The sequence below is a fragment of the Chelativorans xinjiangensis genome (assembly GCF_009812055.1).
In the GTDB taxonomy this organism is placed as follows: Bacteria; Pseudomonadota; Alphaproteobacteria; order Rhizobiales; family Rhizobiaceae; genus Chelativorans; species Chelativorans xinjiangense.
Genome location: NZ_WQNH01000020.1, coordinates 49,690 through 74,894, shown reverse-complemented (window position 1 = coordinate 74,894; position 25,205 = coordinate 49,690). Strand labels below are relative to the sequence as shown.

The window sequence follows — 25,205 nt, the reverse complement described above, 5'->3', positions numbered from 1 at the left end:
AGGTTTCAAGCGTATCGAGAAGTTCGCGAACCGAAGCCGCGATGGCATTGACGGCGCGTTCGAAGGTTTCCTCGTTTCGCTTTGAGGGCGTGTCGAACCGCTCACTTTGCGGACGAGCTGAAGGGCCGCGTCATGGATTTCTTCGTCGGTGGCCGGTGGATCGAAATTGAAAAGAGTTCTAATATTTCGGCACATTGCTTCCTCCAAGCATCAGTCGATCGTCCCCGCCTTCCATTCATCTGGGCTGGTCATCCTTTGCCCGCGCTCACTCCGCGTCCAGCGGTTCCGTCCCGACCCGTTTCCCGCCGCGCCAAAGTCTCCCTAGCAGCCATCGGCGGACGCCTTACCGGCCCTATGCGGCGCATAGAGGCTTCCGTCGGTAGCAGAGGCGCGGAACCTCCGAATCATGTCGAAGAAGCGGTCCTGTGCCGGATCTTCCATGAGAGCGTTGGCCACGAACCCGATCTGATCGTGGGACATCTGCTTGCCGGCATGCCCGCTGCGTTCTATCCAAAAGCTTGGAAAGTTCTGGCGTGGCCGACAGGAGTTGGCGCAGCTGACCGCATATTGATGGAGCCAGGCATAGCCCTGCAGCAGCGGCCGTATCGCGTGGGCCTCGATCCGATCCCGCTGGACATTGTCGCTGATGCAGGAATGAAACACCAACTCAACCTCGCCAGCATAGGCTTGCCAGAGTTCGGGGAAAGCCCAATCAAGACAGATCAGGAAGCCGCAGTGTACACCTTCGATTGCGACCGTGAGCCCGCTCTCACCCGGGGCGAAGGCACGTAGGTCGTTCACGGAACATCGCCGCTTATCGTAGCGGCCGGCGATTTCGCCCTGCCGGTCGATGACGAGCAGCGAGTTGGTCGGCTGAACCTGCGGACTGGCCCGGTGGACGGAGCCTACGACCACCCAAATGCCGCTCGCGCGCGCCTCGGCCCGCAAAGCTTCGACCGCCGCATCCAACGCAGACCAATCGAAACCCTGCCAGTCGGGCCACGAGGCCGGGCCGTAGCCGGAAAGGGCGCATTCGGGGAAATGCGCCACGTCGGCACCGGCTGCCGCCGCCCGCCGCACGAGCTCCAGGATGTGCTGGAGGTTGCGGGCTATGTCATGCTCCACCGGAATCTGGCAGGTCGCCACCGCGAGGCGGGAAGGAGCGCCCGTCGCCGACGGTGGTGTGTCCCAAGTGTAGCCCTCCCATTTCGCCATTGCCGCCTCCTCCGATTCGGCAATCTTGGCGCGCGAGTCGATAGGGCGCAAGTTCCGGCTCTCCTGTCGGTCGACATGGCCCTCGCCCCTGATCAACCGACGAGACACAGTTTGCATGACCTGCTATGCGAACCTTACATTATTTAGATGAATGGAACGCATTTTCTGCAGATCAAATTTCCCGTCTGGATTGAAGCGTAATCGTTCACGCAAATCTGCATCGAGGCATCCAGTGGGCACCTGCTCGAATGCGATGTCGTAGAGCCGGCAGTAGGTTCGGTAGAAACCATAGCTGACGTCGGGGAAAAGCAGCGGCGCTTGATGCAGGGTGCGGCGACTGTCGCATCTCAATTTGCTGGGCGTGGCGCAGTTCAACTGGCTTTGACAAAATCCATCGGCGGGTGCGCTACACAGCCGATCGTGGCAGCGCCCATCGTTTGCGCCCCCTGCCCAGCACCCGGCGCGGCTTCACCTTCGACCGTACTTGGTTGCCCGAACAGCATGACTGGCCACTATCTTAACGTAGGCTAAAATCGCCCATAGCGGCAATATGGGGCCTAGGACGGGAGGAAGTGTCGCATGGCGGTCCTCGAACTGCGGCAAATCTCCAAGAGCTTCGGCGTGATCCGGGCGTTGGAGGCCGTTGAATTGAAGGTTGATACCGGCAAGGTTGTCGGACTCATGGGCGACAACGGCGCCGGCAAGTCCACGCCTTGATGTCTGTACGCAGGAAAATGCCGATTCCTGCCTGGTCAATAACGCTGTTTTGGAGCCCGGAACGTGGAGGGAGAACGTCCCGCCATACCTCCGGAGGTCGGCAAAGCCTGGTCCGGCTGCCACCTTCACGCCTGTAACCATGCGCTTCTCAGCCCGCACCGCGCGCGATCATTCCAGCGCTCGCGAAGCGCGCCTCCGGTAGAGGAACGCGCCACCCCGACCATGAGCCGACGATGGTGCGCCTACTGCGGCGGTGGTGAGACGACCGGCCGCCACAAGCCGATGCCGGCGATGGTGAAGATCTGCCCACGCACGAGGCGGGCAAGCTCGCGCCGCGCGATCGCCGTGGAGCGTTGCGGGCCGGTGGCGAGATAAAGCGTTCGCGTGACGTTGGGTTCGGCGATCGCGAAGGCCTGGAGGACACCTCGCGCGCCGCCGATCGTCGCCGCGGGAAGGATCGTGAAGCCGAGACGCTCACGCGTCAGCTCCAGCATCGTGTGGAGGGAATCGACCTCCATGACGACGTTCAGTTCCGCCGCGTTGTCGGCTGCAAGCGTGTCGACCAGGCGTCTGAGTCCATGCGGTCGGCTCGGCAAGATCAGCGGCAGACGAGCCATCGCGCGGAAGGCAATCGGCTTCTTACCCGGCGAGCCGGGCATTCCGGGCGCGCCGATCAGCATCAATTCTTCCTCCACCAGAGGCTCGGCGATCATTGGCGCCTGGCCGGGGTCGGAGTAGAGCACGCCGACGTCGATGCGGCCGCTCGATAGCCATTCAAGCACGTTGCCGCTGAAGCCCTCGACGATCTGCAGCTTGACCGCCGGGAAATGCTGCTTGAACATCCGGGCGAGCGGCGCCGACAGGATGCGCCCGACCGTCGGCGGCAGGCCGACAACGGCCGAACCGGAAAGCCGGCTTGCGATCTCGGCGATGTCGCGCGCGGTCGCCTGCAGCCGGTTGAGCACGTCCCGGCTCGATGCCAGCAGAAGTTCACCAGCGGCCGTAAGCGTCACACCCCGGCCGTGGCGATGCATCAGCGGAACGCCCAGCTCCTCCTCCAGCTTAGCGATCTGGCGCGAGAGAGCGGGCTGCGCGACCTGCAAAGCGATCGCCGCGCGCGAGAAGCTGCCGTTTTCTGCGACCCGCACGAAATAGTTCAGTTGCCGAAGCTCCATAGTCCCCCACCTGCAACGCATAATATGCCAATTCGATATAATAGATATCGCAGTCGGCATAGAGCACCGTTTTCCGGTTTGATCTAGAATCGCGCGGGCAACTCGGGAGGCAATGGCATGGCGAGCGGAACCGCAGATGGCGAGACGATCCAGCAAACCCGGCGGGCGGTCGCCGCGCTTTGCGCGCGTTTCCCCGGCGAATACTGGAGAAGGCTTGACCGCGAGCGCGCCTATCCGTCCGCATTCGTCGAGGCGATGACGGAGGGCGGCTTTCTCGGCGTCCTGATACCGGAGGCCTATGGCGGCAGCGGCCAGGGCCTGACGCTTGCAGCGAACATCCTGGAGGAGGTGCATGCGCAGGGCTGCAACGCGGCCGCGCTCCACGCCCAGATGTACACGATGGGCACGCTGCTGCGCCACGGCAGCAAGGCGCAGAAAGAGAAGTGGCTGCCGAAAATCGCCTCGGGCGAGATGCGGCTGCAGGCCTTCGGCGTCACCGAGCCGACCGCCGGCACCGACACCACATCGATCCGTACCTTCGCCGAAAGGCGCGGTGACAGCTACGTCGTCAACGGCCAGAAGGTCTGGACCTCGCGCGCCGAGCATTCCGACCTGATGATCCTGCTTGCCCGCACGACGCCGAAGGAGAAGGTCGAAGGGCTCTCGGTCTTCCTCGTCGACATGAAGAAGGCGCTCGGCAAGGGGCTCACCATCAAGCCGATCCGCACGATGCTCAACCATGCGACGACGGAGATTTTCCTCAACGATCTCGAAATCCCCGCCGATAGCCTGATTGGTGAGGAAGGAAAGGGCTTCCGCTACATCCTTGACGGCATGAACGCCGAGCGCATCCTGATCGCCGCCGAATGCATTGGGGATGCCGTGTGGTTCATCAAAACCGCGAGTGCGTATGCGAAGGAGCGTGTCGTCTTCGGTCGGCCGATCGGCGCCAACCAAGGCGTGCAGTTTCCGATCGCGCGCGCCTATGCCGAGGCGGAAGCCGCCAAGCTGATGGTCTATCGGGCGGCGGAGTTGTTCGACCGGGGCGAGCCGTGCGGGCCGGAGGCGAACATGGCGAAGCTGCTGGCGTCGGAAGCGTCTTGGAAGGCGGCCGACACATGCCTGCAGACCCATGGCGGCTTCGGCTTCGCCGAGGAATATGACGTAGAGCGCAAGTTCCGTGAGACACGTCTTTACCAGGTGGCGCCGATCTCGACCAATCTTATCCTCTCCTATCTCGGCGAGCATGTGCTTGGCATGCCGCGGTCGTATTGAGGCGCGGCGATGCCAAGCTTCCCTCCCCTTTCCGGCCTTCTGGTCGTCGCCATCGAGCAGGCGGTGGCCGCACCCTTCTGTACCTGCAAGCTCGCCGACGCCGGCGCGCGGGTGATCAAGGTCGAGCGTGCCGAGGGCGATTTCGCCCGCAACTACGACCGGCTCGCCGGCGGGCAGTCGTCCTATTTCGTCTGGCTCAACCGGGGCAAGGAGTCGATTGCCCTCGACCTCAAGGCGACCGAGGACCTCGATCTCCTGAAGTCGATGATCGCGCGGGCGGATGTCCTCGTGCAGAACCTGGCGCCCGGAGCGCTCGACCGTCTCGGCCTCGGGGCCGAGGCTCCTCTCGCCCTGAACCCACGCCTCATCCAGTGCAACATCTCCGGCTTTGGCAATGACGGTCCCTATCGCGACAGGAAAGCTTACGACCTCCTGCTCCAGGCCGAAAGCGGGCTCGCCTCAGTGACCGGCTCGCCGGCCGAGCCCGCCCGCGTCGGCGTCTCCGTCTGCGACATCGGCACGGGCATGTATGCCCACGCGGCGATCCTGGAGGCGCTGATCCGCCGCCGGGCGACGGGCACGGGCGAGATCATCGACATCGCCATGTTCGACGCGATGGCGGACTGGATGGCGGTGCCGCTCCTGCAGGCGGAGGGCAGCGGGGAGAACCCGCCGCGCCTCGGCCTCAAGCACCCCTCCATCGCACCCTATGGCCTCTTCGGCTGCAAGGATGGCAACGAGGTGGTGATCGCGATCCAAAACGAGCGCGAGTGGCGAGCCTTCTGCCGTCTGGTGCTGGAAGACGAAAAGCTGGCCGACGATCCGCGCTTTTGCGATCCTTCGGCCCGCGTTGCCAACCGCGGGGAACTGGACGGGTATATCCGGGCGATCTTCCGAAGTATGGATCATGAGGCGGTCGCCGACAGGCTGGAGGCGGCGCGCATCGCCTACGCAACGGTGAACACGCCGCTCGATCTTTCCAGGCACCCGCACCTGCGTCGCACCGAGGTCGCCACACCAAGCGGACAGATCTCCGTTCCGGCGCCGCCTGCCGTCACGCGCGGGGAGAGCCGCACCTTCGCTGCAGTGCCGGAAGTGGACGCCCACGGGATAGCCATCCGCGAGGAATTTGGCGGCAAGGCCTGACATTCAGCGGCGAAACGAAGGGAGGAGATGGAAGTGGCGAAGGACGGGACGCCGAATGGCGAGGATTCTTTTGCGGCGCTTACGGGCCTGACCAAAGCGGCTGCCGGCTTCGTGGCGAAGCTGCGCTTTTCCGATCTCGACGCGGCGACTTTACGGCTTTCGCGGCGCTGCGTGCTCGACGGCCTCGCGGTAGCGCTCGCCGGCTCCGAGCAGCCCGGCATGGCGCCGCTCGCCGCCTATATCGAGAGCCTCGGCGGCGCGCCGCAGGCACGAATGATCGGCGATGCCTCGAGGCGCGTGCCCGCCCATCTCGCCGCGTTGTGGAGCGGCACCGCGGGCCACGCAATGGACTGGGACGACACCCAGCTCGCCGAAGGCCCAGGGCGTCCCTATGGCCTTCTGATGCATCCGACCATGCCGCCGCTGGTCGCCGCACTCACCATATCCGACCTTGTTGCGGGCGAGACCGGCAGGCCCGTCGACGGCAGGCGGTTCATCACCGCCTTCGCCGCCGGCTTCGAGGTGGGCTGCAAGATTGCCGAGGCGATCAACCCCGACCACTATATGCGCGGCTTCCACACTTCGGGCACGATCGGCACCTTCGCGGCGGCCGCGGCGGCCGCCAAGATGCTGGATCTCAACGAAGACGGCGTGGCGCGGGCGCTAGGCGTCGCTGCCTCCATGGCATCCGGCATCCGTGCCGGCTTCGGGACGATGACCAAACCGCTGCATGTCGGCCGGGCAGCGGACAACGGGGTGACGGCCGCACTTCTGGTGCGTCACGGGCTCTCGGCGAACATGCAAGCGCTCGACGGGCGCTGGGGCTATCTCGCCATCGCCGGGCCGGGCGGCGAGCCGGCCCTCGTCGTCGGCCGCTTCGGCGCCCCGCACACCATGGTGAGCCCCGGCGTCTCCATAAAACCCTACCCTTCCGGCGTTCTCACCCATCCGAGCATGGACGCCATGCTCTTCCTGATGCGCGAGAACGGCCTTTCGGCTGGGGATATCGCAAGCGTGAAACTCAAGGCCGGAAGCAACGTGCTCGGGCCCATTCGCTTTCGCATCGCCAAGACGGAGCTTGAAGGCAAGTTCTCCTTCGCCTTCCTGCTGGCGGCCATCATCCTCAGGGGCCGCGCCGGCAAGGCCGAATTCACCGACGAATTCGTCGCCTCCAAGGCCAGCCAGGAGATGCAGGCGCGGATCGAGACGGCGTTCGATCCGGAGATCGAGGCCATGGGCTGGGACCGCATCCGCTCCAAGATCGAAGTCGTCACGCGGGACGGCCGGCGCTTCGAGCGCTGGGCCGATGAGAACTACCGCGGCAGTCCGCACAACGCGCTGTCGGATGCGGAACTCGAAAGCAAGTTCCGCGACTGCGCGGAGGGGCTTCTGGGCGAGGAACGGGTAAAGGAGGTCCTCAACGCCGTCTGGTCGCTCGAAGAGATGCCCGATGCCGGGCGCCTGTTCGCGCTTCTGGATTGGAAGAGCGCGTGCTGAGTTGGTTCGTCAGGCGTCAAGTCTCCGTCGCCGCGCGCATTGTCCTGATCAGCGCCGATTTCTGCTCGAAGCCGATGCCCGGTGCCTGCGGAAGGCCGACGCGGCCGTTCTCGACCCGGATATTGTCGGCGAAGCCGCCGAAGGGGGCGAAGACCTCCGGATAGGATTCGTTGCCGCCGAGTTTCAGTCCCGCGGCGATATTGAGCGACAATTGATGCCCACCATGCGGAACGCAGTTGCGGCTCGTAAAGCCTTCCGCTTCGATCGCCTTCAGGATGCGCAAATATTCAACCAGCCCGTAGCTCAGCGCGCAGTCGAACTGCAGCCAGTCTTGGTCGGGCCGCATGCCGCCGTAGCGGGCGAGGTTGCGCGCATCCTGGTGTGAGAAGAGGTTCTCGCCCGTCGCCATCGGCCCCGGATAGACCTTGGAAAGCTCCGCCTGAAGCTGGAAGTCGAGCGGATCGCCCGCCTCCTCGTACCAGAAAAGGTTGTACGGCTTCAGCGCTTCCGCGTAGGCGAGCGCGGTTTCGAGTTCGAAGCGGCCGTTGGCGTCGACGGCGAGATACCTCCCCTCCCCGACCACCTCGAGCACCGCCTCGATGCGGCGCAGGTCCTCTTCGAGCGAGGCGCCGCCGATCTTCATCTTCACCACCTCGTAGCCCATGCCGCGGTAGCGGCGCATCTCTTCCTGGAGTCGGGCGTCGTCCTTGCCGGGATAGTAGTAGCCGCCGGCGGCATAGACGAAGACGCTGTCGTCGTGGGTGCCGTCGCCACAGGTGTCGGCGAGGTGCTTGTAGAGCGGCTGGCCTGCGATCTTGGCCACCGCGTCCCAGACCGCCATGTCGACCACACCGACGGCGACCGAGCGCTCGCCGTGGCCGCCGGGCTTCTCGTTGGTCATCATGGTGGACCAGATGCGCGCGGGATCGAGATTGTCGCCCGCCTCGTTGACTAGGCTCTCCGGATCGGCCTCGCGCAGGCGCGGCAGGAAGCGCTCGTTCAGAAGCCCGCTCGCCGCGTAGCGGCCGTTGGAATTGAAGCCGTAGCCGACGACGGGCTTGCCGTCGCGCACCACATCGGTGACGACCGCCACCACGCTCGCCGTCATCTTGGAAAAGTCGATGAAGGCGTTGCGGATCGGCGAGGAGATGGGGATGACGGCGTCGCGGATATCGACAATCTTCATGTGCGGGACCCTTTCGAACTGGCGGCGAATCTGACGAGAAGCGGCGGGGCGATGATATTGGTCAGGAAGGACCGCGTGAACTGGAAGCCGGCGACGACGGCCGAGGCAGCCCCCAGCGCCTTGGCCGAGGCGATCATCTCGCCGAGACCGCCCGGCGCGAGAGCCAGCGCCAGCGTCGTCGGCGCGGCCTCCACGAAATGGCGCAGGATCGGCCCGAAACCGAAGATCATGATGAGGATGAGGCCGCCGCTGCAGAGGATTGCGGCGAGCACGGCGCGGGGCACGCGCTCGAAATCCTCCTTCTTGAGCCGCGCGCCGAGCGAAAAGCCGATGAGGATTTGCGCAAGGACAATGAGCGCTGGCGGCATCTGCCGGATCGGCAAACCGAGGGAGACGATGGCGATGCCCACGGCCATCGGCATGATGACCCAGGGGTTGAGAACCCCGAGCTTCGCCGTGACGGCGGACAGGACGAGCCCGCCGAAGACGCACATCAGGAGTGCGGCATAGCTTGCATCCGCGCTTACCGAGGCGCCGGCCGCGCCACGGTCGATGCCGAAGAGCAGAGGGACGCAGACGACGATCATCGCCACACGAAGCGTGTGGACCACCACCACGACATCCGCCTGCGCGCCCGTCTCACGCGCCAGCGAGGCCATCTCCGACATGCCAGCGGGCAGCGTGGAAAGGAACGCTGTCTTGCGGTCGACCCTGGCGATGCGCTGCAGCGGAAAGGCGAGCACCACGCCGAGCGCGTTGGCGACGACGGCGGCCGCCACCATGGCAGGCAACAGGCCGAGAAGCTGACTCAGAATATCGGGCGTTAAGATTGCAGCGGTGGAGGCGCCAATGAGAAGCTGGCCGGCGCGGCGGATGTATTTTGTCTTTCCGCCGAGGCCGACCGTATTGGCGTAGATCGCGCTGCCCGCCATGGCGCCCAGGATCCAGGCGAGCGGCACGCCTAGGAGAAAGAAAAACCATCCCGCGAAAGCGGACGCACAAAGGCCGCCAGCCAGCGCGAGAAGCGACCGGGCCATCATGAGAGATAGGCGCCGCCGTTGACGTGCAGCGTCTCGCCCGTGACGTAACGGGAGGCGCTGCCGCAGAGATAGGCGACCGCCTCCGCCACCTCTTCCGGATGACCCTTGCGGCCGACGAGATTGGTGCGGGTATCGTGATGTTTCGGCGCTTTTCCATGACTGGCCACGCGCTGCGTCTCGATCAGCCCCGGCGAAACGCAGTTAACGTTGATGCCCTTGGGCGAAAGCTCGTGCGCCATCGCCTTGGTGAGGCCGACCACGCCGGCCTTGGCGGCAATGACATGGGCGCGGCGGGCCGCGCCCGTATGTCCCGTCAGCCCGCCGATGTTGACGATGGCCGCCTGGTCGCTCTCGGCAAGGTGCGGCAGGGCCGCCTGCGAGACCAGGAAGACGGCATCAAGCGCAATCCCCATCACCTTGCGCCACTCCTCATAGGCAAGCGTCTCGAAGGGAGATTCCGGGCGGATCGCCGCGTTGTTGACAACAATGTCCAGACGTTTGAAGGCGGATGCTGCCTCCGCGACGACGCGGCGCGCAACCTCGGGGTCCGAAAGATCGCCGGAGACCATCGCCGCCTTGCGACCTGTCGCTTCAACGGCGGCGGCGGTCTCCTGTCCCGCCGCCCGGTCGCTGGCGACGTGGACGGCGATGTCGGCACCCCGGCCGGCGAGTGCCACCGCGATTGCCCGGCCGATGTTGCGTGAGGCGCCGGTGACGAGAGCCGTCCTGCCCTTCAGATCTTCAGTCGTCATGGCCAAGCTCCGCGATCAGTTCGTGTCCGCCCTGCATCGCGCCGATACGATCGCAGAGAGCAAGCAGGGCGTCGGCACGCGCATGCCCGCCGAACGCGAGGTTGGCGCGGAATTTGGCATCGATCTCGTCACGCGTCAGCGGCTCCTCCACGCCGCCGCGCATATGCCCCTGTTCGGCCTCTTCCACCTGTCCGTCTCGATAGGCGATACGGACATGGCCAGTGTAGGCGGCGGGATACGGGTTCTTCGGGTCGATCTCGAAATCAACCAGACCGGCGATGCGGATGAGTTCATCATCGGCGATCGCTGCCTCGGTAAAGTCGCCAAGGCCGGCGCGGCCGCGCACCAGGCCGAGCGCGACGCCGAAGGGCGTGGAGAATTTCGCCGCATAAGCCGTTGGCGGTCGGCGTTTCAGATCCAGCGGCTCCCACAGGCGATGGACGATGCCCTCGGCGGTCTTGCAGACGATCTTCTCGATACCCTCGAGCGGGATGCCGCGCGCCTTGAGCTTCATCGCGCAGTCGATATAGGGCTGGACCATCGTGCCGCAGGGATAGGGCTTGAAGGTGATGGTGTCCATGACGAAGGTCTGTCCGAGATCTTCGAAGAGTATGTCGGTCTTCGGCTCGATGGAGGGGGCGAAGGTCTTGAAGGCGCCGTGCGTGCCCTCGAAGACGGCGCGTGGACCGACGAAACCGGTCTCGGCCATGGCATAGGCGCGTAAGGCGGATTGCGCCGACCAGCCGGGGTGCATGCGCTTGGTCCAGCTGCCGTCGCCAAGATATTCGATGATGCCGGAGGCCATGCTGCCGGCAATGCCGAGAGCGTTGGCGATCACCTTCTCCCCCGCACGGCAGGCGACGCAGATGCCGAAGGTTGCACCAAAGGTGCCAAGGACCGCCGTAGGGTGGAAGCCGGCCTTGTGCACCGCTTTGGGCAGGGTGAGGGCGAGACGGCAGAGCATCTCAGTGCCGGCGGCGATGCCCAGCATCAGGCGGTCGTTCGTCAGCTGATAGCGTTCGGCGGCCGCTATGAGCGCCGGCACGACAACCGCGCCGGAATGGACTGGACCGCCTTCGAAGGTATCGTCGAAGTCCTCGCCGTGGGCAGCGGTTCCGTTGACAAGGGCGGCACTCGACGCCGAGGCGCGCTCCAAATGGCCGATGATCAGGTGATCGCCGGGTTCTGCCGCGGCCTTCACCGCCGCCACATAGTCGGTCCCGCGCGCGGCTACGCATAGGCCGACGGTGTCGACGAGAATGTCCCTCGCCTTGGCCTTCGCCGCATCGGGCAGGGCTTCCGGCGCGAGCGTGGCGGCCCACTCGGCCAGCCTCTCGGAAACCGAGCGGGCTTTTTCATTTTTCATCATCTTCATTCCCTGGCTTCGGAGCCTTCCGAAAAAGCCTCGACCCGGCGGCGGCGGGCGAGATCGTAGATTCTCTTGCCGAGCGAGCCGGCGATGAACAGGAACGCCAGCATGAGCAACGCCAGCGAGATGCGGTCGTCGACGAAGATCATGAGATCGTCGCCGGAGAGCACCAGCGAGCGCCGGAAGCTGCTCTCGACCAGATAACCGAGCACCAGCCCCAGCACCGTCGGCAGGAAGGGAAAACGCAGCATGCGCATGAAGAAGCCGACGGCGCCGGCGGCCATCATGATGCCGAGATCGAAGACCGAGTTGTGGATCGAATAGATGCCGGAAAGGATCAGCGCGAAGATGAAAGCGTTGAGATAGGGCCGCGGGCGGTTGACCAGCCAGATGCAGGCGGGCAGCAGGAGCATGCCCATGACGAGCATGCCGAAGGTTGCCGTGAACAGGCCGGCATAAAGCCCATGCACGATCTCGCCCGAGCGCTGGAAGAGCATCGGCCCCGGCACGATACCGTGGATGAGGAAGCCGCCGAGCAGGATGGCGGTGGAATTGGAGCCGGGAATGCCGAAGGAAAGGAGGGGTACGAGCGCCGTCTCCGCCACCGTATTGTTGGCGGTCTCGGGCGCGGCAATGCCCTCCGGCGATCCCTTGCCGAACTCCTCCGGACGGCGCGACCAGCGCCGCGCCTCGTTGTAGGACATAAACGAGGCGATGGTGCCGCCCGCCCCTGGCATCACGCCCTCGAAGGTGCCGATGACGCCGCCGATTGATTGGGGAAACGCGAGGCGCCGGGCGAGCTTGAGATCGGGGAAATTTATGCGCGGCCGCGAGGTCACGCGCTCTGCCTCCCCGCGCCCGCCTGCCTGGACGAGAAGCTCGCTCATGGCGAAGAGGCCGACCATGATCATGACCGGTTCGATGCCGCTGAGGAGCTCCGAGCTGCCGAAGGTGAAGCGCGTACCGCCGGTGACGGGATCGGTGCCGATGGTCGCGACCATGAGGCCGAGGATTGCGGCGATGAAGCCCTTGACCAGGTTTTCTCCAGAAAGCGTGGCGATGACGGACAGGCCGAGGACGCCGAGGGCGAAATAAGCGGGCGGCGTGAAGGCGAGCGCGACCCTGGAGAGCGGCCCGGACAGGAGGATGAGCATGGCGAGGCCGAAGAGACTGCCGAGCACGCCCGAATAAAGCGAGATGCCGAGGGCAAGGCCGGCCTTCCCCTGTCGGTTCATCTCGTAACCGTCGATGACGGTGGCGGCGGCCGCGTTCGTTCCCGGCGTGCGGATCAGGATGGCGGGGACGGAGCCGCCGTATTCAGCGCCGATATAGGTGGAGGCCAAGAGCACGATCGCGCTCATCGGCTCCATCGTGTAGGTGAAGGGCAGAAGCAGCGCCATGGTGATGGATGGCGAAATGCCAGGCAGTGCGCCGCCCATGATCCCCCAGGTGACCCCGGCGAGCGCGGCGATTATGACCCCGAGGTCGAAGAGATAGGACGCCGACTGAACGAGCGTTTCCATCAATCAGAACTCCAGAATGCGGCGCGGCGGCCGGCAGGATTGGGATGCCGTCACAGGCCGAGGCGGCCGAGAAGGCCGGAAGGCATGGATACGCCGAGGACCAGGGCGAAGATCGCCCACAAAGCGACAGCGCCGAGCGCCGCGATCGCCAGGAGCCGCGGTCCAAACCGGGCGCCGAGAAAGGTGGCGGCCGCAGGGATGAGCAGCGCCACCGACACGAGGTAGCCAAGCTTTTCGACGGCCGAGAGATAGGCAGCACCAATCGCAAAGAGGCCGGCCGCCCATCCGATCCGGCGCCCCTGCCCTTCCCATTCGCCTCGCAGCGCCTCGCGCCCGGCTGCCAGTGGGGCCCCGATCAGCCGGGAAAGGATCGCCTGCGCCGTCAGGATCAGTCCGAGGCTCAGCAGCAGCCATCCGTAGATGCGCGGCATGCCGCTGGGACCGAGGCTATCGTCAAGCGCACTGACGCGCAGCTGGTAGGCGAAATAGAGGTAGACGGCGCCGATGACGACCGCCGCCAATCCGCCGACGAGATCACGTGAGATCATGAGCCTCCTCGTTTCCTTCGGCACATGGTTCAACGGAGGTTCCGGCACCGAAGGATGCCGCCGGAGCCTTGTCGCCCGCTTCTATTCCCGCCTCTACTCAATGACGCCCGTCTCCTTCAGGAAGTCGCGCGTCTCGTTGCCGAAGTCCTCGATGAACTGCACATATTCCTCGTGCGGCATGTAGGCGGCACGAAGGTTGGCGGCCTCATAGGCGGCCTTGTACTCCTCATCGGCGAGAACCTCCTGGACAGCGCGCTCCCACGCGGCAATCACGTCGACCGGCAGGTCCTTGGGACCGGCAAGGCCGCGGAACTTGCGCACGACGACGTCGTAGCCGAGCTCTTCTACCGTCGGCAGGTCCGGAAAGGCTTCCAGACGCTCATCGCTGAAAGTGGCAAGCAGGCGCAGTTCCCCTGCTTCGAGCTGCGACTGGATTTCCTGAACCTCGCCAACGCCGATCTGCAGCGTGCCGTTCAAGACATTGATCAACAGATCGCCGCCACCCTCATGGGTGACGACAGCGGCATTGACGCCGGCAGCCGCCTTGAGCTGTTCGAGCGCCTGACGCTCGAGCGAGGCGGGATTGGCCGCGCCCCATTGGCCGCGACCTTCCCTCGCGTGATCGATGACATCCTCGAGCGTCTGATACTCGCTGTTCGCCGAGGTATAGATGACCTCGGGATCGATGAAGAAATTCACCAGCGGCTCGAGGTCGGTGTACTTGTATTCCGGGTCGGAGAGCAGCGACGTGTAGATGAAGGTCGGTGTCGTGGCATAGAATTTCGAGCCGTCCGGTGCCGACTGCGCAAGATTGGCCATCGCCGCCGCGCCCGAGCCGCCCCTGACATTCTCGACGACGACATTGGCGCCGAGGATAGGGCCCAGATAGCGGGAAAGCTCGCGAAGGAAGACGTCGCTGCCACCGCCGGGACTCGAATGGGTGATCAAGGTCACGGTGTCGACTGGATAGTCCTGCGCATGGGCGCCGGCGATCATGCCGCACATGAAGACCGCGCTTCCCGCCGCGAGTATGCGTTGTTTCCGCATGGCTGTTCCCTCCCAAAACCGGCCAAGGCGACGCGAACCCAAGGCAGATTGACATGATGGGGCTGAAAGCCCCCGCGTCGGTCATTCCGGCGGAGGTTAGGCGTCACAATTGTCAAATGTCAACAATTTTGTCTCATCCCTTGCCTAGTCGACGCGAATGCGTGTGGCGCGGAAGGCATCCTCGTCGAGCGTCAGCCCCAGTCCGGGACGATCGGGGATCGTGATGAAGCCGTCTTCCGGCTTCGGCGCGTCGGTGAACAGCGTCTCGCCGACGGCAACCATGCCGAGATGCCATTCCACGATCCAGCCGTTCATCATTCCGGCCATCAGGTGCATGTTGAACAGCGGCCAACCGCCGCCATTGGCAATCGGCATGTTGTAGATCTGCGCGAGATGGGCGGCCTTGCGTGCTTCCGTATAGCCGCCGCAATAGGTGACGTTGGGCTGCAGGATGTCGAGCGCCTGATGGTCGATGAACTCGCGCAGGCGCCAGCGATGCCCTTCCATCTGGCCGGCGGCAAGCGGAATCTTGGTCGCGCGGCGCAGGTCGGCGAGCGCCCGGGCGTCGTTCTGCATCAACGGCTCCTCGAACCAGGTGATGCGACAGTCCTCGATCTCGCGGCAGAGATACTTCGCCTCGACGGGATTAAAGAGATAGTTGGCATCGATCATCAGGTCGATATCCAGCCCCACGGCGTCGCGGATGGCCTTCACGCGGCGCGCATCTTCGCGCCAACCGCCGGGATCGACGGCGACCACCGACTTCAGTGCCTTAAAGCCGTTTGCCACATGAAGCTCCGCCGCTTCCTTCAGTGTGTCGACGTCGTACTGCGGAAAACCGAAGGTGACATAGGCAGGCACCTTCTTGCGCGCATTGCCGAGCAGCGCCGCGACGGAACGCCCTTGCGCCTTGCCGATGATGTCCCAAAGCGCGATGTCAAGGCAGGAGAGCGCCATGGAGATCGTGCCCGTCATGGCGCGCGGGTTGAGCTTCTGCCAGACACACTGGTGGATCTTCTCCAGATCCCGCACGTCCATGCCCTTTACGCAAGGCAGCACGTGCTCTTCCAGCGCGACGATGACGGAACGCGCGAGGAAATGGCCGGTGAGGCCGTAGCCGACATGGCCTTCATCGGTCTCGACCCGACAGAAGACGAAATGCTTCTGCTCCTCGCGGCCGTAGCCTTGAACCCGGCCCTCGAGCAGAGGAATTTCAATCGAGAAGCCATGCAGGCTTGCCTTGATGTCCGCTATTCTCACGTCGCGTCCCTCCTTCTGATCCATGGATTGTGTAGATCATCCCAATATTGTAGACAATCTACAAAAAGAGGAGATTGCTCATGCGCACGTCAGAGATGCCGGCCCTTGGAACCACGGCCACGCTAATGGAGGGTTTCCGGCGAGAGCGGGTGCGCACGCGCGGGACAGAGATCAATGTCGCAATCGGCGGCAAGGGCCCGCCCCTGCTGCTGCTGCACGGCAACCCCCTTACCCATGTGAGCTGGCACGAGATCGCGCCGGCGCTGGCGAAGAGCTTCAGGGTCGTGGCACCCGACCTGCGCGGTTATGGCGACAGCTCCAAGCCCGACGGCGGGGTGGACCACGCCGCCTATACGTTCCGCGCAATGGGCGAGGACAATTTCGACCTCATGGACCATTTCGGCTTCGAGCGCTTCCAAGTCGCCGGCCACGACCGCGGCGCACGCGTCGGCTTCCGCATGGCACTCGACCGGCCGGAACGTGTCGAGCGGCTTGCCGCGCTCGACATCGTGCCGACCCATCACGTCTTGACCAACGTGTCGCTCGGCTGGGGGCTCGAGAGCTATCACTGGTTCTTCATGGCGCAGAAGGCGCCCTTCCCTGAGAAGCTGCTTACCGCCGATCTCGATTATTACATCGACTACAAGCTGAACAAGAAAGGCGTGGGACTGGAGATATTCAGCGAGGCGGCGATGGCGGAATACAAACGCTGCACAACGCCGGACCAGATCCACGCCGTCTGCGAAGACTATCGCGCCACCGTCACGCTGGATTTCGAAATGGACACGGCCGATTACGGCGTGAAGAAGATCGCCTGTCCGGTGCTCGTCATCTGGGGCTCCAACAGCCATTGCGGGCGGCACTTCAAGCCGCTCGAGGCATGGAGCGAGTGGGCGGATGATTTGCGCGGCTTTGCGGTGCCGACCGGGCACTATCCGGCCGAGCAGCGGCCCGACCTCATCTACCCCGCCTTCTGGTCGTTCTTCAGCGGACGCGAACCCGAACTTGTGGACGCGGCATGAGGGAGATCGACGCAGCGGCGGCGCGCGCGGCAGTCCATAGTGGCCAGGAAGTCGCGTTTCTCGATGTCCGCGAGGCGGGGCAGTTTGGTGAAGGCCATGCGCTGTTCGCGGTGCCCGCCCACTATTCGCGGCTGGAGGCGGCTGTGCCGGGCCTCGTTCCCTGCCCCCGTATCGACATTCTCCTGATCGACGACGGCGACGGCGTCGCACACCGCGCCGCACGGGCGCTCGGCCGCCTTGGCTACACGGCCGTCTCGGTCGTTGCCGGTGGCATGCCCGCCTGGGCCGCCGCCGGCTTTCCCGTCTACAAGGGGGTGAACGTTCCCTCCAAGACGCTGGGAGAACTGGCGGAAACGGCCTGGCGCCCCGAGATGGTCAAGCCACAAACGCTCCATGACTGGCGGCGGTCCGGGCGGCCGTTCCGCCTCTTCGATGCCCGGCCGCCGGAGGAATATGCCAAGATGAGCGTGCCCGGCGCTGTCTGCCTTCCCAACGGCGAATTGGCGTATCGGCTGGACACCGTCGGTCTCGATAAGGAGCAGCCGGTCGTCGTCACCTGCGCCGGGCGCACGCGCGGCATCGTCGGCGCCATCGGGCTGCGGCTGGCAGGTCACAAGGGGCCTGTGTTCGCGCTCGAAAACGGCACGCAAGGCTGGGCACTCGCCGGCTTCGACCTCGAACGGGGAAACAAGGCCGAGCCTTACCCGTCGCTGCCGGTCCATACGCTCGAAGAGGCAAAGGCGCGCGCCCGCGCCATCTGTGACCGATTTGAAATTCCCTTCGTAACAGCGGCTGAAGCCGACCGTCTTCTCCACGACCAGAGCCGCACCACTTATCTCTTTGACGTGCGCTCGCGCGAAGAGGCGTTGCGCGACCCCGTTCCCGAGGCTGTCCATGCACCCTCGGGCCAGCTTGTCCAGGCGACAGACCAATGGGTTGGCGTGCGCCGGTCCCGTCTCATCCTCATCGATGACGGGGGCCTGCGCGCAGCACTCGCAGCGTTCTGGCTGGCACAGCTCGGCTACACCGTTCACGTCGCCTTGATCGATGATGCGGTGCGCCAGCTCAACCGCCCGCAGGGCGCGGCTCCCCGCGAAGAAGCGCCTGTCCCAAGAAAGGTCGATGCGGCCGACGCGCTTCGGGGTGTCCGCTCGCAGCGGGGCTGCTTCATCGACCTTCGATCCTCCCTCGCCTACCGGCGCGAGCATGTGGACGGCGCCGTCTGGTCGATCCGACCGCGCCTTTTGAGAGCGGCCGCCCCATACGGGGATCGCCGTATTCATCTAATCGCGGACGATCAGCAGATAGCCCGTTTCGCTGCCTACGACCTTCGGGAGTCGGGCTTCCATTCGACCTTCGTGGTCGAAGGCGGCTATGCCGCTCTTATCGACGCCGGGGCAGTCTGCCAATCCTCACCCGACGAGCCGCCGGACCCCGAGGCGATCGACCACCTCTTCTTCGTCCACGACCGTCACGACGGCAATCTCGAAGCCTCGCGCCGCTATCTCGCCTGGGAAACAGGGCTGGTCGACCAGTTGGACGCGATTGAGCGCGCCGAGTTCGGCCTCTTCAAACCTTGGGAAGGATCGGAAACGCCAACGGCGCTTGACCCGCCCTAGATCTTGGGCGCCGGCGTCTGCTCTCGTACCGTCATCTCGCGGACCGTGCGACGCCGGCGCCGCGCCTTCGACACGGCAGTCAGCGTCACCGACGCCACCATGATGGCGAGGATCAGCAAGGCGCCCGGCCGCTCCAGCGCATAGGCCGGATCGCCGCCGCTGACCTGATACGTGCGCAGGAGGTTGGATTCGAGCAGGCCGCCGAGAAGCAGGCCCACCACTGTTGCCGCCACCGGATAGCCGTAGCGCACCATCGCCCAGCCGAGCAGTGAGAAGACAAAGAGCGTGATCGGTCCTGACGACGTGCCGTCGATCGCGTAGGAACCGAAAGTGGAGACGACCAGGATCGTCGGGATCAGATAGCGCAATGGCACGCGCACCACGTAGCCGGCGATATAGACGAAGCCGAGGCCGACGATGAGCAGGAGGACTGCCTGGGCGAAATTCGAGAAGATGATGGCGTAGACGATGTCCTTGTTGTGGCCGATAAAGCTTGGTCCGCCGACGATGTTGTGCATGGCGAAGGCGGCGAGCAGGATCGCGGTGGCGCCGCCGCCGGGAATGCCGAGGGCAAGCATGGTCGCCATGGCGCCGCCTTCGGAGGAGGAGTTCGCCGCCTCCGCGGCGATGACGCCCTTCGGATTGCCCTGCCCGAAGGTATCGCCGTCCGGCGCATTTCGCTTCGTCTCCGAATAGGAAAGCAGGTTGGAGATCGACGAGCCGACGCCGGGGATGGCGCCGACGAGGATACCGATGACGGCACCGCGTAAGACGATGGCCGGATAGGAGATCGCTTGGCGGATACCCGAGATGATCTGCCGGAAGCTGATCTTGCGCGAGGCCTCGTCCTCGACAAGATAGGTCGTGTTGATCAGGCCGAGAAGCTGGCTGGCGGCGAGCAGCCCCATCATGGCGGGGATCGTGGGAACGCCGTCAAGCAGCCAGGGAACGCCCATCGTGCCGCGGATGAAGCCTGCCGTGTTCATGCCGACGGTGCCGAGCAGCACACCGAAGACACCGGCCAGCAGGCCGCGGGCCAGCGATCGGCCGGCGAGCGAGCCGAGCAGCATGAGGCCCCATGCGGCGACGAAGAAGAGTTCGAGCGGCCCCATCTTCAGCACCACCCTGGAGATAGGTGCGATCAGCACGAAGAGCAGGATGTAACTCGACAGCGTGCCGATCACCGAAGAGGCGAGCGCGATGCCGAGTGCCTTGTTGTGCTGTCCGCTGCGGGCCATCGGGTAGCCGTCGAAGGTGGTGGCGACGGCCGACGAGGTGCCGGGAATGTTCATCAGGACGGCCGGCACCGAGCCGCCGAAGCCGGCGCCGGTGTAGATCGAGGTCAGGAAGATGATCGCCGGCAGGAAATCCATGTAGAGCGTCATCGGCAGGAAGATGGCCATGGCCATCGTGATGGAGATTCCCGGCATGGCGCCGAAGAAGAGGCCGATGATCAGCCCGGGGATGAGGTAGATCCACGCCGACCAGTCCGATGTGAGCAGGCTGAAGGCGCCGCCGACCGAGTTGAAGTCAATCATTGCACGGCCTCACAGCACGGTCAGCGGGAACGGAAACGGGATCAGCGCGCCGTAGCCGTAGATCAGAAGCACGGTGAAGGCCGCCGAGAACGGCAAGTTGAGCCACCAGCGGCGCTCGCCGCAGATGAAGAGGGCCGCAATCATGAAGAGGAAGGTCGCGACGTCGAAGCCGACGATTTCGAGCGTCGTGGTGAAGGCGCCGAAGCAGGCTGCGAGGGCCGCCACCTTGCCGAGGTCGCTGAGGCTCTCGGTGGGCACCTCCTTCCCGGCGCCAGGCATGGTCCGCTTGAAGCATTGCGGGACGACCAGGGCGACGAGGATGAGCGCAAGGACCGAGGCCGGCTGCACCAGGAGCAGGTTGTTGATCTTCAGCGAGGCGGCGCGCGCATCCATCCAGTAGGCGACGACGACGCCGACGATGACCGCAAGCAGCGCCATATGTCCCCACATCACGACCAGCCTGCCTTGACCGGGTTGCATGGTCGGTTCTCCCGTTCGGAAAGGGAGAGGGGCCAACGCGCGAGCGACCCCTCATCGCTATGCGCTGCCTCAGGTCCCCTGAAGGAGATCGACGTGCTGCTGCATCACCCTCGCCGTGTCGGCGAGGGATTTGTTCGAATCCTCGGGCCCATACCAGTCGGTGGCGAGTTGCTGGTTCTTCAGCGCCTCGATGGCGGCGGGATCCTTCGAGGCTTCCTCGACAGCCGCGGCGAGGATCTCGTAGCGGTCCGGGTGGTTCTCGAGCATCGAAGCGTGCACGCCCCAGCCGCGCTGCGATCCCACAACGAACTCCGCGCCCTCCCCCGCGACGTCGGTTATGAGGGCTGCGTCCCAGTCGTCCCGCTGGCGGGTATCGAAGACGATGAGAGGCGTGATCTGCTCGGCCAGCGGAAGGAAGCCTTCGCCACCGACAAGGCCGGTATCGACCACGCCGCCGGCCGTCGCGTTGCGAGTCGGCCCGCCGCCATCATAGGTCACCAGCCGCAGGCCCTCGCGGGAAATGTCATTGGCGTCGCAGAACAGCATCAGGTTCACGAGATCGGCCGAGGCGGGCTGGATGCCGATCGACAGGCTGCTGTTGTCCTCCTTGAGGCGGGCGATCACATCGTCAGCGGACTTCAGGTCGGAATCGGCGCTCGTCGCCATCAGCGTGTAGTCGCGCGACGGCAGGTTGATCATGTGGAAGTCTTCGACGGTGAAGGTCGCGTCCTGCGTCAGGATATTGAGCGGAATGTAGGGCGCGGCCGACGTGCACAGGATGGTGTAGCCGTCGTCGGGCTGCTGAAGAAAGTAGGTATGGCCGAGCATCGCCCCCGCGCCGCCGCGATTGATTACCGTGAGCGGCTGCCCGAGTTTTTCCTGCAGAAACGGCGCGAAGGCACGTGCCAAACGGTCGTTGTAGCCGCCGGTGTCGAAAGGAACGACGATGTTGATCGGCCGATCCGGATAGCTCTCCTGCGCTCTCAGGATGGATGGCATGCCGAGCGAGGCCGCGGCGACGCCGCCCGAGGTCAGCTGCAGCATCCGGCGGCGCGTAACGCCCTTTTTCATTGTCTCCTCCGATTGTCCTGGCTGGACTTGTGTTTGCTGTTGTTTGCTGTTTCGGCCGAAAGGCCGGCCACTCCTTTGACTGAGCATTGTAACGCTACGAACCCTTTGGTAAACTGTCAACAGTTATGTTCCAGGTTTTCGTGCGAGCGCGCTTCACCCATAATCTCTCGGAACGTCAGGGAAACTGGGGATACTGTCTATAGAAGCCGCGCGGAAAGGGGAACTACATCGCGAGGTTTCGCCCGGCAATCGGGAGAGATTCTCTCCATCATCTGCAATTTTGTTGACAATCGACACCTATTCACGTTTGTTCCTGCAAGCGATGAGGCACTATCGCCGGCCCCGCTGAGATGGTGCACCTGTCCAATGCCGTCACGAGAGGGAGAGAGTAATGACTGCCGTCACCGCAGGAACAACCGCGACCGAGACGACGGGGCTTACCCGCGAGGTGGCCGCCTTCGTCCACGACGCGACGCTCCGCGATCTGCCGGAGGTCGTGTTGGCGAACGGCAAGAAGTCGATCCTCGACGGTCTCGGGCTTGCCCTTTCCGGCTCCGTCGCGCGCTCCGGGGACTATGTGCGCCGCCATCTGGACGACCTCGGCGCGGTCGGCGGCACGGCGACCGTCATCGGCTGGAACCGCAAGGTGGCGCCACGCTTTGCCGCTTTCGCCAACGGCGTCGGCATTCACGCCGACGACTATGACGACACGCAGCTTGCCGTCGCCAAGGACCGCGTCTACGGGCTTCTGACGCATCCCACCGCCCCTGCCCTGCCGGCCGCGCTCGCCATGGGTGAAACGCTCGGCGCCTCGGGCGCCGACGTGATACTCGCCTATCACCTCGGCGTCGAGGTGGAGTGCAAGATCGCAGAGGCCATCAACCCGCGCCACTACCAGACCGGCTTCCACGCCACCGCCACCTGCGGCACCTTCGCTTCCGCCGCAGCCGCCGGGCGGCTCGTGGGCTTCGACGTCGACGCGTTGCAGCGCGCGCTGTCGATCGCCGGCAGCCAGTCGGCCGGCCTCAGAGAGAACTTCGGCACGATGACCAAGCCTTTCCACGCCGGACGGTCGTCGGAAAGCGGAATCGTTGCCGTGCAGTTCGCCTCCTATGGCTGGACGTCGACGGACAAGATCCTGGAGGCGCCGCGCGGCTTCTTCTCGGCGGCCGGCGGCGGTTACGATCCGAACGCCATTCACGGCAAGCTCGGCAATCCCTGGACCTTCGACAGCCCCGGCGTCTCCATCAAGCCGCACCCTTCCGGCTCCCTCACCCATCCCGGCATGACCGAGATGCTGTGCCTCATCCGGGAAAACGGCATCAAGGCCGAGGACGTCGCCTCGGTGCGCGTCGGCACCAACTCCAACATGCCGAACGCCCTCATCCACCACCGCCCGCAGAACGAGCTCCAGGCGAAATTCTCCATGGAGTTCTGCATGGCGATCCTCTTGCTCGAAGGCCGCGCGGGCTTGAACGAGTTCACCGACGAGACGGTGCTGCGTGAAGACGTTCAGAAGATGATCGAGAAGGTCGATTTCGTCGTTGACGAGCGCGCCGAGGCGGCCGGCTACCACCTGATGACGACCTATATCGACATCGCGCTGAAGGACGGGCGCACTATCTCGGGCAAGGCGGATTTCGGCAAGGGCAGCCCGGTAAATCCCATGAGCTACGACGAGGTCGCTGACAAGTTCCTGGAATGCGCGGAATTCGCTCGCTGGGACATGGCCAAGGCGAAGGGCGTCGTCGACATGGTAGCGGCGTTCGAAACGCTCCCGGACATCCGCAAGCTGATGGCACTTGTCAGCAACTGAAGCGCCATGGACGCCAAGACATTCGCCGATTCGCGCGCAAGGCGCCCTGGTCCTCCGGACAAGTCCGGGCGGTTCCGTTCGCCACGATGGTGGGGGCTGGTCGTCCTCACCTATGCGGCCGCCGTGCTTGCAGGTGTCGCGGCGTCCTTCGTCAACATGCCGCTACCCTGGATGCTCGGGCCGTTTTTCGTGCTCGCCGCTTTCTCGGTCGCCGGCTTCGAATTTGCGCTTGTTCCCCTGGGGCGGGAGCTTGGCCAGGTGGCGATCGGCCTGGCGGTGGGCCTGCGTTTCACGCCGGCCGTCCTTGCTGCCACGGCAAGTCTGCTCCCGGCGATGATCGGCGCCACACTCTATGTGATCGCCTTTACGATGCTGGCGGCCTTCCTCTTCAAGCCGCTGGCGCGGGTGGACGATGTGACGGCGTTCTTCGCCACGGCGGCCGGCGGGGTGGCCGACATGGCGACGGTAGCGAAGGAACATGGTGGCGCGCCCGGCTCCGTCGCCGTTGTGCACGCCATGCGGGTCTCGGGCGTGGTCGCCCTGGTTCCGTTTCTCGTGGTGCTGTTCGGCCAGCCGGGCAGTGCCCCGGAGATGGCCGCCGGCGGCTCGTCGAACCTGCCGCTCGTCCTTCTGGCCCTCGTGCTCGGCTTCCTCACGGCGCGGCTCCTGAAGCCGACGCCGCTGCCCAATCCATGGCTCGTCGGGCCGATCTTCATGGGCATCGTCATCGGCGTGAGCGGCCTTTTCGAGGTCAGGGTTCCCTCGTCGCTGATCGTCATCGCGCAGATCATGCTCGGCACCTGGCTCGGATGCCAGTTCCGCCGCGACCTCCTGGCCGCCCTCCCCCGGGTGACGTCGGCGGCCATTGTCATCTCGCTCTTCATGATCGGCTGCGCCGCGCTCGGTGCGCTGGTGCTCACGGCGGCGACGGGCCTGCCGTTCACGACCAGCTTCCTGTCACTGGCGCCGGCGGCCGTGACCGAGATGGTACTGACGGCGCAGGTGATGCATCTGGAGGCGGAGATCGTCACCGCCTTCCACGTGATGCGGATCGCCGTCGTGTCCTCGACCGTGCTCCTCGTCTTCAGGCTCTATTCGACACTCAAGGGAGGCCGCGTTGGACCTTCGCTATAATGATCGCCGCGCCCTCGTCGTGGGCGGCAGCTACGGCATTGGCAAGGCTTCGGCCGCGCTCATGGCGGGAGAAGGCGCCGATGTCGTCATCGCCTCGCGCAGTGCCGAGAACCTCGAAACCGCGGCTAAAGCCATCGCCGCGGAAGCAGGCAGGCATCCGGCAACCCTCGTCTGCGACGTGACCGAAACTGGCGCCGGCCAAATCCTGTCCACGGCCGTCGAGGAGCGTTGGGGCGCGCTCGACGTGCTGGTCGCCGCTGTCGGCGGGAGCATCCGCTCCGCCTTCACCGACCTGACGGACGACGACTGGCTCGCCAACTACACCTTCAACGTGCTCTCGACGGTGCGGGCGATCCGGGCTTTGCTTCCCGTTCTGGAGAAGGGGCGGAACCCCGCCATCGTCACACTTGGTGCAGCGGCTTCGAAGATGCCCTATCAGCACCAAATCGTCTCCAACGTCCACAAGGCGGGCCTGCTCGGCCTGACAAAGACGCTGGCCTGCGAACTCGCCGACCGCAACATCCGCATCAACTGCGTGGCCCCCGGCCGTACACTGACGCTGCTCTGGCAGAAGCGAGCCAACAGGATGGCTACGGAACAGAACCGCAGCCGCCAAGCGATTCTGGAAGAATTCTCGAATGATATACCGCTCGCCCGCTTCGGCACGCCGGAGGAAGTGGCGGTCATGGTCGTGTGGCTTGCCAGCCCGCTTGCAAGCTACGTCACCGGCCAGGCGGTCAATGTGGACGGCGGCATCGCCCGCGGATTGCTCTGA

The 25,205-nt window shown here is 64.8% G+C and carries 21 protein-coding genes and 2 pseudogenes; 9 read left to right on the top strand and 14 right to left on the bottom strand.

Annotation, left to right across the window (positions count from 1 at the left end):
* Positions 1–195, bottom strand: a pseudogene (locus GM910_RS14240) (DUF2277 domain-containing protein); the annotation flags it as partial.
* A 126-nt stretch (positions 196–321) separates the two neighbouring features.
* The gene (locus GM910_RS14235; RefSeq protein WP_159588293.1) at positions 322–1,215 is read right to left on the bottom strand and encodes a carbon-nitrogen hydrolase family protein; all 894 of its coding nucleotides are present in this window, start codon (positions 1,213–1,215) and stop codon (positions 322–324) included.
* 579 nt (positions 1,216–1,794) lie between these two features.
* Here GM910_RS14235 and GM910_RS14230 point away from each other — a divergent pair.
* Positions 1,795–1,926: pseudogene (locus GM910_RS14230) on the top strand (ATP-binding cassette domain-containing protein); the annotation flags it as partial.
* 248 nt (positions 1,927–2,174) lie between these two features.
* Here the strand turns inward: GM910_RS14230 and GM910_RS14225 are convergent.
* The gene (locus GM910_RS14225) at positions 2,175–3,107 is read right to left on the bottom strand and encodes a LysR family transcriptional regulator (protein ID WP_159588289.1); all 933 of its coding nucleotides are present in this window, start codon (positions 3,105–3,107) and stop codon (positions 2,175–2,177) included.
* 117 nt (positions 3,108–3,224) lie between these two features.
* On the opposite strand from GM910_RS14225, the gene GM910_RS14220 reads away from it, so the two are divergent.
* Genes GM910_RS14220 through GM910_RS14210 form a run of 3 tightly spaced genes read left to right on the top strand, consistent with a single transcriptional unit; the run spans position 3,225 to position 7,025 of the window.
* A complete protein-coding gene (locus GM910_RS14220) occupies positions 3,225–4,382 on the top strand; it encodes an acyl-CoA dehydrogenase family protein (RefSeq protein WP_159588287.1) in 1,158 nt (385 codons plus the stop codon).
* Between the two features lie 9 nt (positions 4,383–4,391).
* A complete protein-coding gene (locus GM910_RS14215) occupies positions 4,392–5,528 on the top strand; it encodes a CaiB/BaiF CoA transferase family protein (protein ID WP_159588285.1) in 1,137 nt (378 codons plus the stop codon).
* A gap of 33 nt (positions 5,529–5,561) precedes the next feature.
* The gene (locus GM910_RS14210) at positions 5,562–7,025 is read left to right on the top strand and encodes an MmgE/PrpD family protein (protein WP_246226132.1); all 1,464 of its coding nucleotides are present in this window, start codon (positions 5,562–5,564) and stop codon (positions 7,023–7,025) included.
* A gap of 16 nt (positions 7,026–7,041) precedes the next feature.
* Here the strand turns inward: GM910_RS14210 and GM910_RS14205 are convergent, their stop codons facing one another.
* The 8 genes from GM910_RS14205 to GM910_RS14170 form a co-directional block, all read right to left on the bottom strand.
* Complete coding sequence (locus GM910_RS14205) at positions 7,042–8,211, bottom strand: mandelate racemase/muconate lactonizing enzyme family protein (RefSeq protein WP_159588281.1); 1,170 nt, start codon at positions 8,209–8,211, stop codon at positions 7,042–7,044.
* Positions 8,208–9,251, bottom strand: coding sequence for an AbrB family transcriptional regulator (locus GM910_RS14200; protein WP_159588279.1), 1,044 nt, complete (start codon positions 9,249–9,251; stop codon positions 8,208–8,210). Before GM910_RS14200 ends, GM910_RS14205 begins: the two co-directional genes overlap by 4 nt.
* A complete protein-coding gene (locus GM910_RS14195; RefSeq protein ID WP_159588277.1) occupies positions 9,248–10,003 on the bottom strand; it encodes an SDR family NAD(P)-dependent oxidoreductase in 756 nt (251 codons plus the stop codon). The genes GM910_RS14200 and GM910_RS14195 overlap by 4 nt, the downstream gene beginning before the upstream one ends.
* Positions 9,993–11,369 (bottom strand): MmgE/PrpD family protein, encoded by a 1,377-nt coding sequence (locus tag GM910_RS14190; RefSeq protein ID WP_159588275.1) that lies wholly within the window; start codon positions 11,367–11,369, stop codon positions 9,993–9,995. Before GM910_RS14190 ends, GM910_RS14195 begins: the two co-directional genes overlap by 11 nt.
* Before the next feature lie 5 nt (positions 11,370–11,374).
* Entirely contained in the window at positions 11,375–12,895 is a 1,521-nt protein-coding gene (locus GM910_RS14185) for a tripartite tricarboxylate transporter permease (protein WP_159588273.1), read from the bottom strand.
* A gap of 50 nt (positions 12,896–12,945) precedes the next feature.
* Entirely contained in the window at positions 12,946–13,443 is a 498-nt protein-coding gene (locus tag GM910_RS14180) for a tripartite tricarboxylate transporter TctB family protein (RefSeq protein ID WP_159588271.1), read from the bottom strand.
* Between the two features lie 93 nt (positions 13,444–13,536).
* Positions 13,537–14,490: a Bug family tripartite tricarboxylate transporter substrate binding protein gene (locus GM910_RS14175; RefSeq protein ID WP_159588269.1), complete on the bottom strand. Its 954-nt coding sequence runs from the start codon at positions 14,488–14,490 to the stop codon at positions 13,537–13,539.
* Between the two features lie 144 nt (positions 14,491–14,634).
* Complete coding sequence (locus tag GM910_RS14170; protein WP_159588267.1) at positions 14,635–15,750, bottom strand: mandelate racemase/muconate lactonizing enzyme family protein; 1,116 nt, start codon at positions 15,748–15,750, stop codon at positions 14,635–14,637.
* Between the two features lie 80 nt (positions 15,751–15,830).
* Between GM910_RS14170 and GM910_RS14165 the strand changes: the two genes are divergently transcribed.
* Positions 15,831–16,772 (top strand): alpha/beta fold hydrolase, encoded by a 942-nt coding sequence (locus GM910_RS14165; RefSeq protein WP_159588265.1) that lies wholly within the window; start codon positions 15,831–15,833, stop codon positions 16,770–16,772.
* Positions 16,769–18,391, top strand: coding sequence for a rhodanese-like domain-containing protein (locus GM910_RS14160; RefSeq protein WP_159588263.1), 1,623 nt, complete (start codon positions 16,769–16,771; stop codon positions 18,389–18,391). Before GM910_RS14165 ends, GM910_RS14160 begins: the two co-directional genes overlap by 4 nt.
* On the opposite strand, the gene GM910_RS14155 is transcribed toward GM910_RS14160, so the two are convergent.
* From GM910_RS14155 to GM910_RS14145, 3 genes are all read right to left on the bottom strand, one after another.
* Complete coding sequence (locus tag GM910_RS14155; RefSeq protein WP_159588261.1) at positions 18,388–19,929, bottom strand: tripartite tricarboxylate transporter permease; 1,542 nt, start codon at positions 19,927–19,929, stop codon at positions 18,388–18,390. The two genes, GM910_RS14160 and GM910_RS14155, sit on opposite strands and share 4 nt — an antisense overlap.
* A gap of 9 nt (positions 19,930–19,938) precedes the next feature.
* Positions 19,939–20,409 (bottom strand): tripartite tricarboxylate transporter TctB family protein, encoded by a 471-nt coding sequence (locus GM910_RS14150; protein WP_159588259.1) that lies wholly within the window; start codon positions 20,407–20,409, stop codon positions 19,939–19,941.
* A 69-nt stretch (positions 20,410–20,478) separates the two neighbouring features.
* On the bottom strand, positions 20,479–21,480 hold the full coding sequence (locus tag GM910_RS14145; RefSeq protein ID WP_159588257.1) for a Bug family tripartite tricarboxylate transporter substrate binding protein: 1,002 nt from the start codon (positions 21,478–21,480) through the stop codon (positions 20,479–20,481).
* Positions 21,481–21,871: 391 nt separating this feature from the next.
* On the opposite strand from GM910_RS14145, the gene GM910_RS14140 reads away from it, so the two are divergent.
* The 3 genes from GM910_RS14140 to GM910_RS14130 are packed head-to-tail and all read left to right on the top strand — an operon-like array spanning position 21,872 to position 25,205.
* Positions 21,872–23,296 carry an MmgE/PrpD family protein gene (locus GM910_RS14140; protein WP_159588255.1) on the top strand — a complete coding sequence of 475 codons (1,425 nt, stop codon included), beginning with the start codon at positions 21,872–21,874 and terminating at the stop codon, positions 23,294–23,296.
* Between the two features lie 6 nt (positions 23,297–23,302).
* Positions 23,303–24,430, top strand: a complete 1,128-nt coding sequence (locus GM910_RS14135) for an AbrB family transcriptional regulator (RefSeq protein ID WP_159588253.1) — start codon at positions 23,303–23,305, stop codon at positions 24,428–24,430.
* Positions 24,414–25,205 (top strand): SDR family oxidoreductase, encoded by a 792-nt coding sequence (locus tag GM910_RS14130; RefSeq protein WP_159588251.1) that lies wholly within the window; start codon positions 24,414–24,416, stop codon positions 25,203–25,205. The genes GM910_RS14135 and GM910_RS14130 overlap by 17 nt, the downstream gene beginning before the upstream one ends.

Excerpts from the sequence above, each read along its gene's own strand:
- GM910_RS14165 (WP_159588265.1), top strand. The coding sequence starts at position 15,831 with ATGCGCACGTCAGAGATGCCGGCCCTTGGAACCACGGCCACGCTAATG.
- GM910_RS14190 (WP_159588275.1), bottom strand. The coding sequence starts at position 11,369 with ATGAAAAATGAAAAAGCCCGCTCGGTTTCCGAGAGGCTGGCCGAGTGG.
- GM910_RS14175 (WP_159588269.1), bottom strand. The coding sequence starts at position 14,490 with ATGCGGAAACAACGCATACTCGCGGCGGGAAGCGCGGTCTTCATGTGC.
- GM910_RS14185 (WP_159588273.1), bottom strand. The coding sequence starts at position 12,895 with ATGGAAACGCTCGTTCAGTCGGCGTCCTATCTCTTCGACCTCGGGGTC.
- GM910_RS14195 (WP_159588277.1), bottom strand. The coding sequence starts at position 10,003 with ATGACGACTGAAGATCTGAAGGGCAGGACGGCTCTCGTCACCGGCGCC.
- GM910_RS14145 (WP_159588257.1), bottom strand. The coding sequence starts at position 21,480 with ATGAAAAAGGGCGTTACGCGCCGCCGGATGCTGCAGCTGACCTCGGGC.
- GM910_RS14150 (WP_159588259.1), bottom strand. The coding sequence starts at position 20,409 with ATGCAACCCGGTCAAGGCAGGCTGGTCGTGATGTGGGGACATATGGCG.
- GM910_RS14155 (WP_159588261.1), bottom strand. The coding sequence starts at position 19,929 with ATGATTGACTTCAACTCGGTCGGCGGCGCCTTCAGCCTGCTCACATCG.
- GM910_RS14135 (WP_159588253.1), top strand. The coding sequence starts at position 23,303 with ATGGACGCCAAGACATTCGCCGATTCGCGCGCAAGGCGCCCTGGTCCT.
- GM910_RS14205 (WP_159588281.1), bottom strand. The coding sequence starts at position 8,211 with ATGAAGATTGTCGATATCCGCGACGCCGTCATCCCCATCTCCTCGCCG.
- GM910_RS14180 (WP_159588271.1), bottom strand. The coding sequence starts at position 13,443 with ATGATCTCACGTGATCTCGTCGGCGGATTGGCGGCGGTCGTCATCGGC.
- GM910_RS14225 (WP_159588289.1), bottom strand. The coding sequence starts at position 3,107 with ATGGAGCTTCGGCAACTGAACTATTTCGTGCGGGTCGCAGAAAACGGC.
- GM910_RS14235 (WP_159588293.1), bottom strand. The coding sequence starts at position 1,215 with ATGGCGAAATGGGAGGGCTACACTTGGGACACACCACCGTCGGCGACG.
- GM910_RS14160 (WP_159588263.1), top strand. The coding sequence starts at position 16,769 with ATGAGGGAGATCGACGCAGCGGCGGCGCGCGCGGCAGTCCATAGTGGC.
- GM910_RS14215 (WP_159588285.1), top strand. The coding sequence starts at position 4,392 with ATGCCAAGCTTCCCTCCCCTTTCCGGCCTTCTGGTCGTCGCCATCGAG.
- GM910_RS14200 (WP_159588279.1), bottom strand. The coding sequence starts at position 9,251 with ATGATGGCCCGGTCGCTTCTCGCGCTGGCTGGCGGCCTTTGTGCGTCC.
- GM910_RS14220 (WP_159588287.1), top strand. The coding sequence starts at position 3,225 with ATGGCGAGCGGAACCGCAGATGGCGAGACGATCCAGCAAACCCGGCGG.
- GM910_RS14140 (WP_159588255.1), top strand. The coding sequence starts at position 21,872 with ATGACTGCCGTCACCGCAGGAACAACCGCGACCGAGACGACGGGGCTT.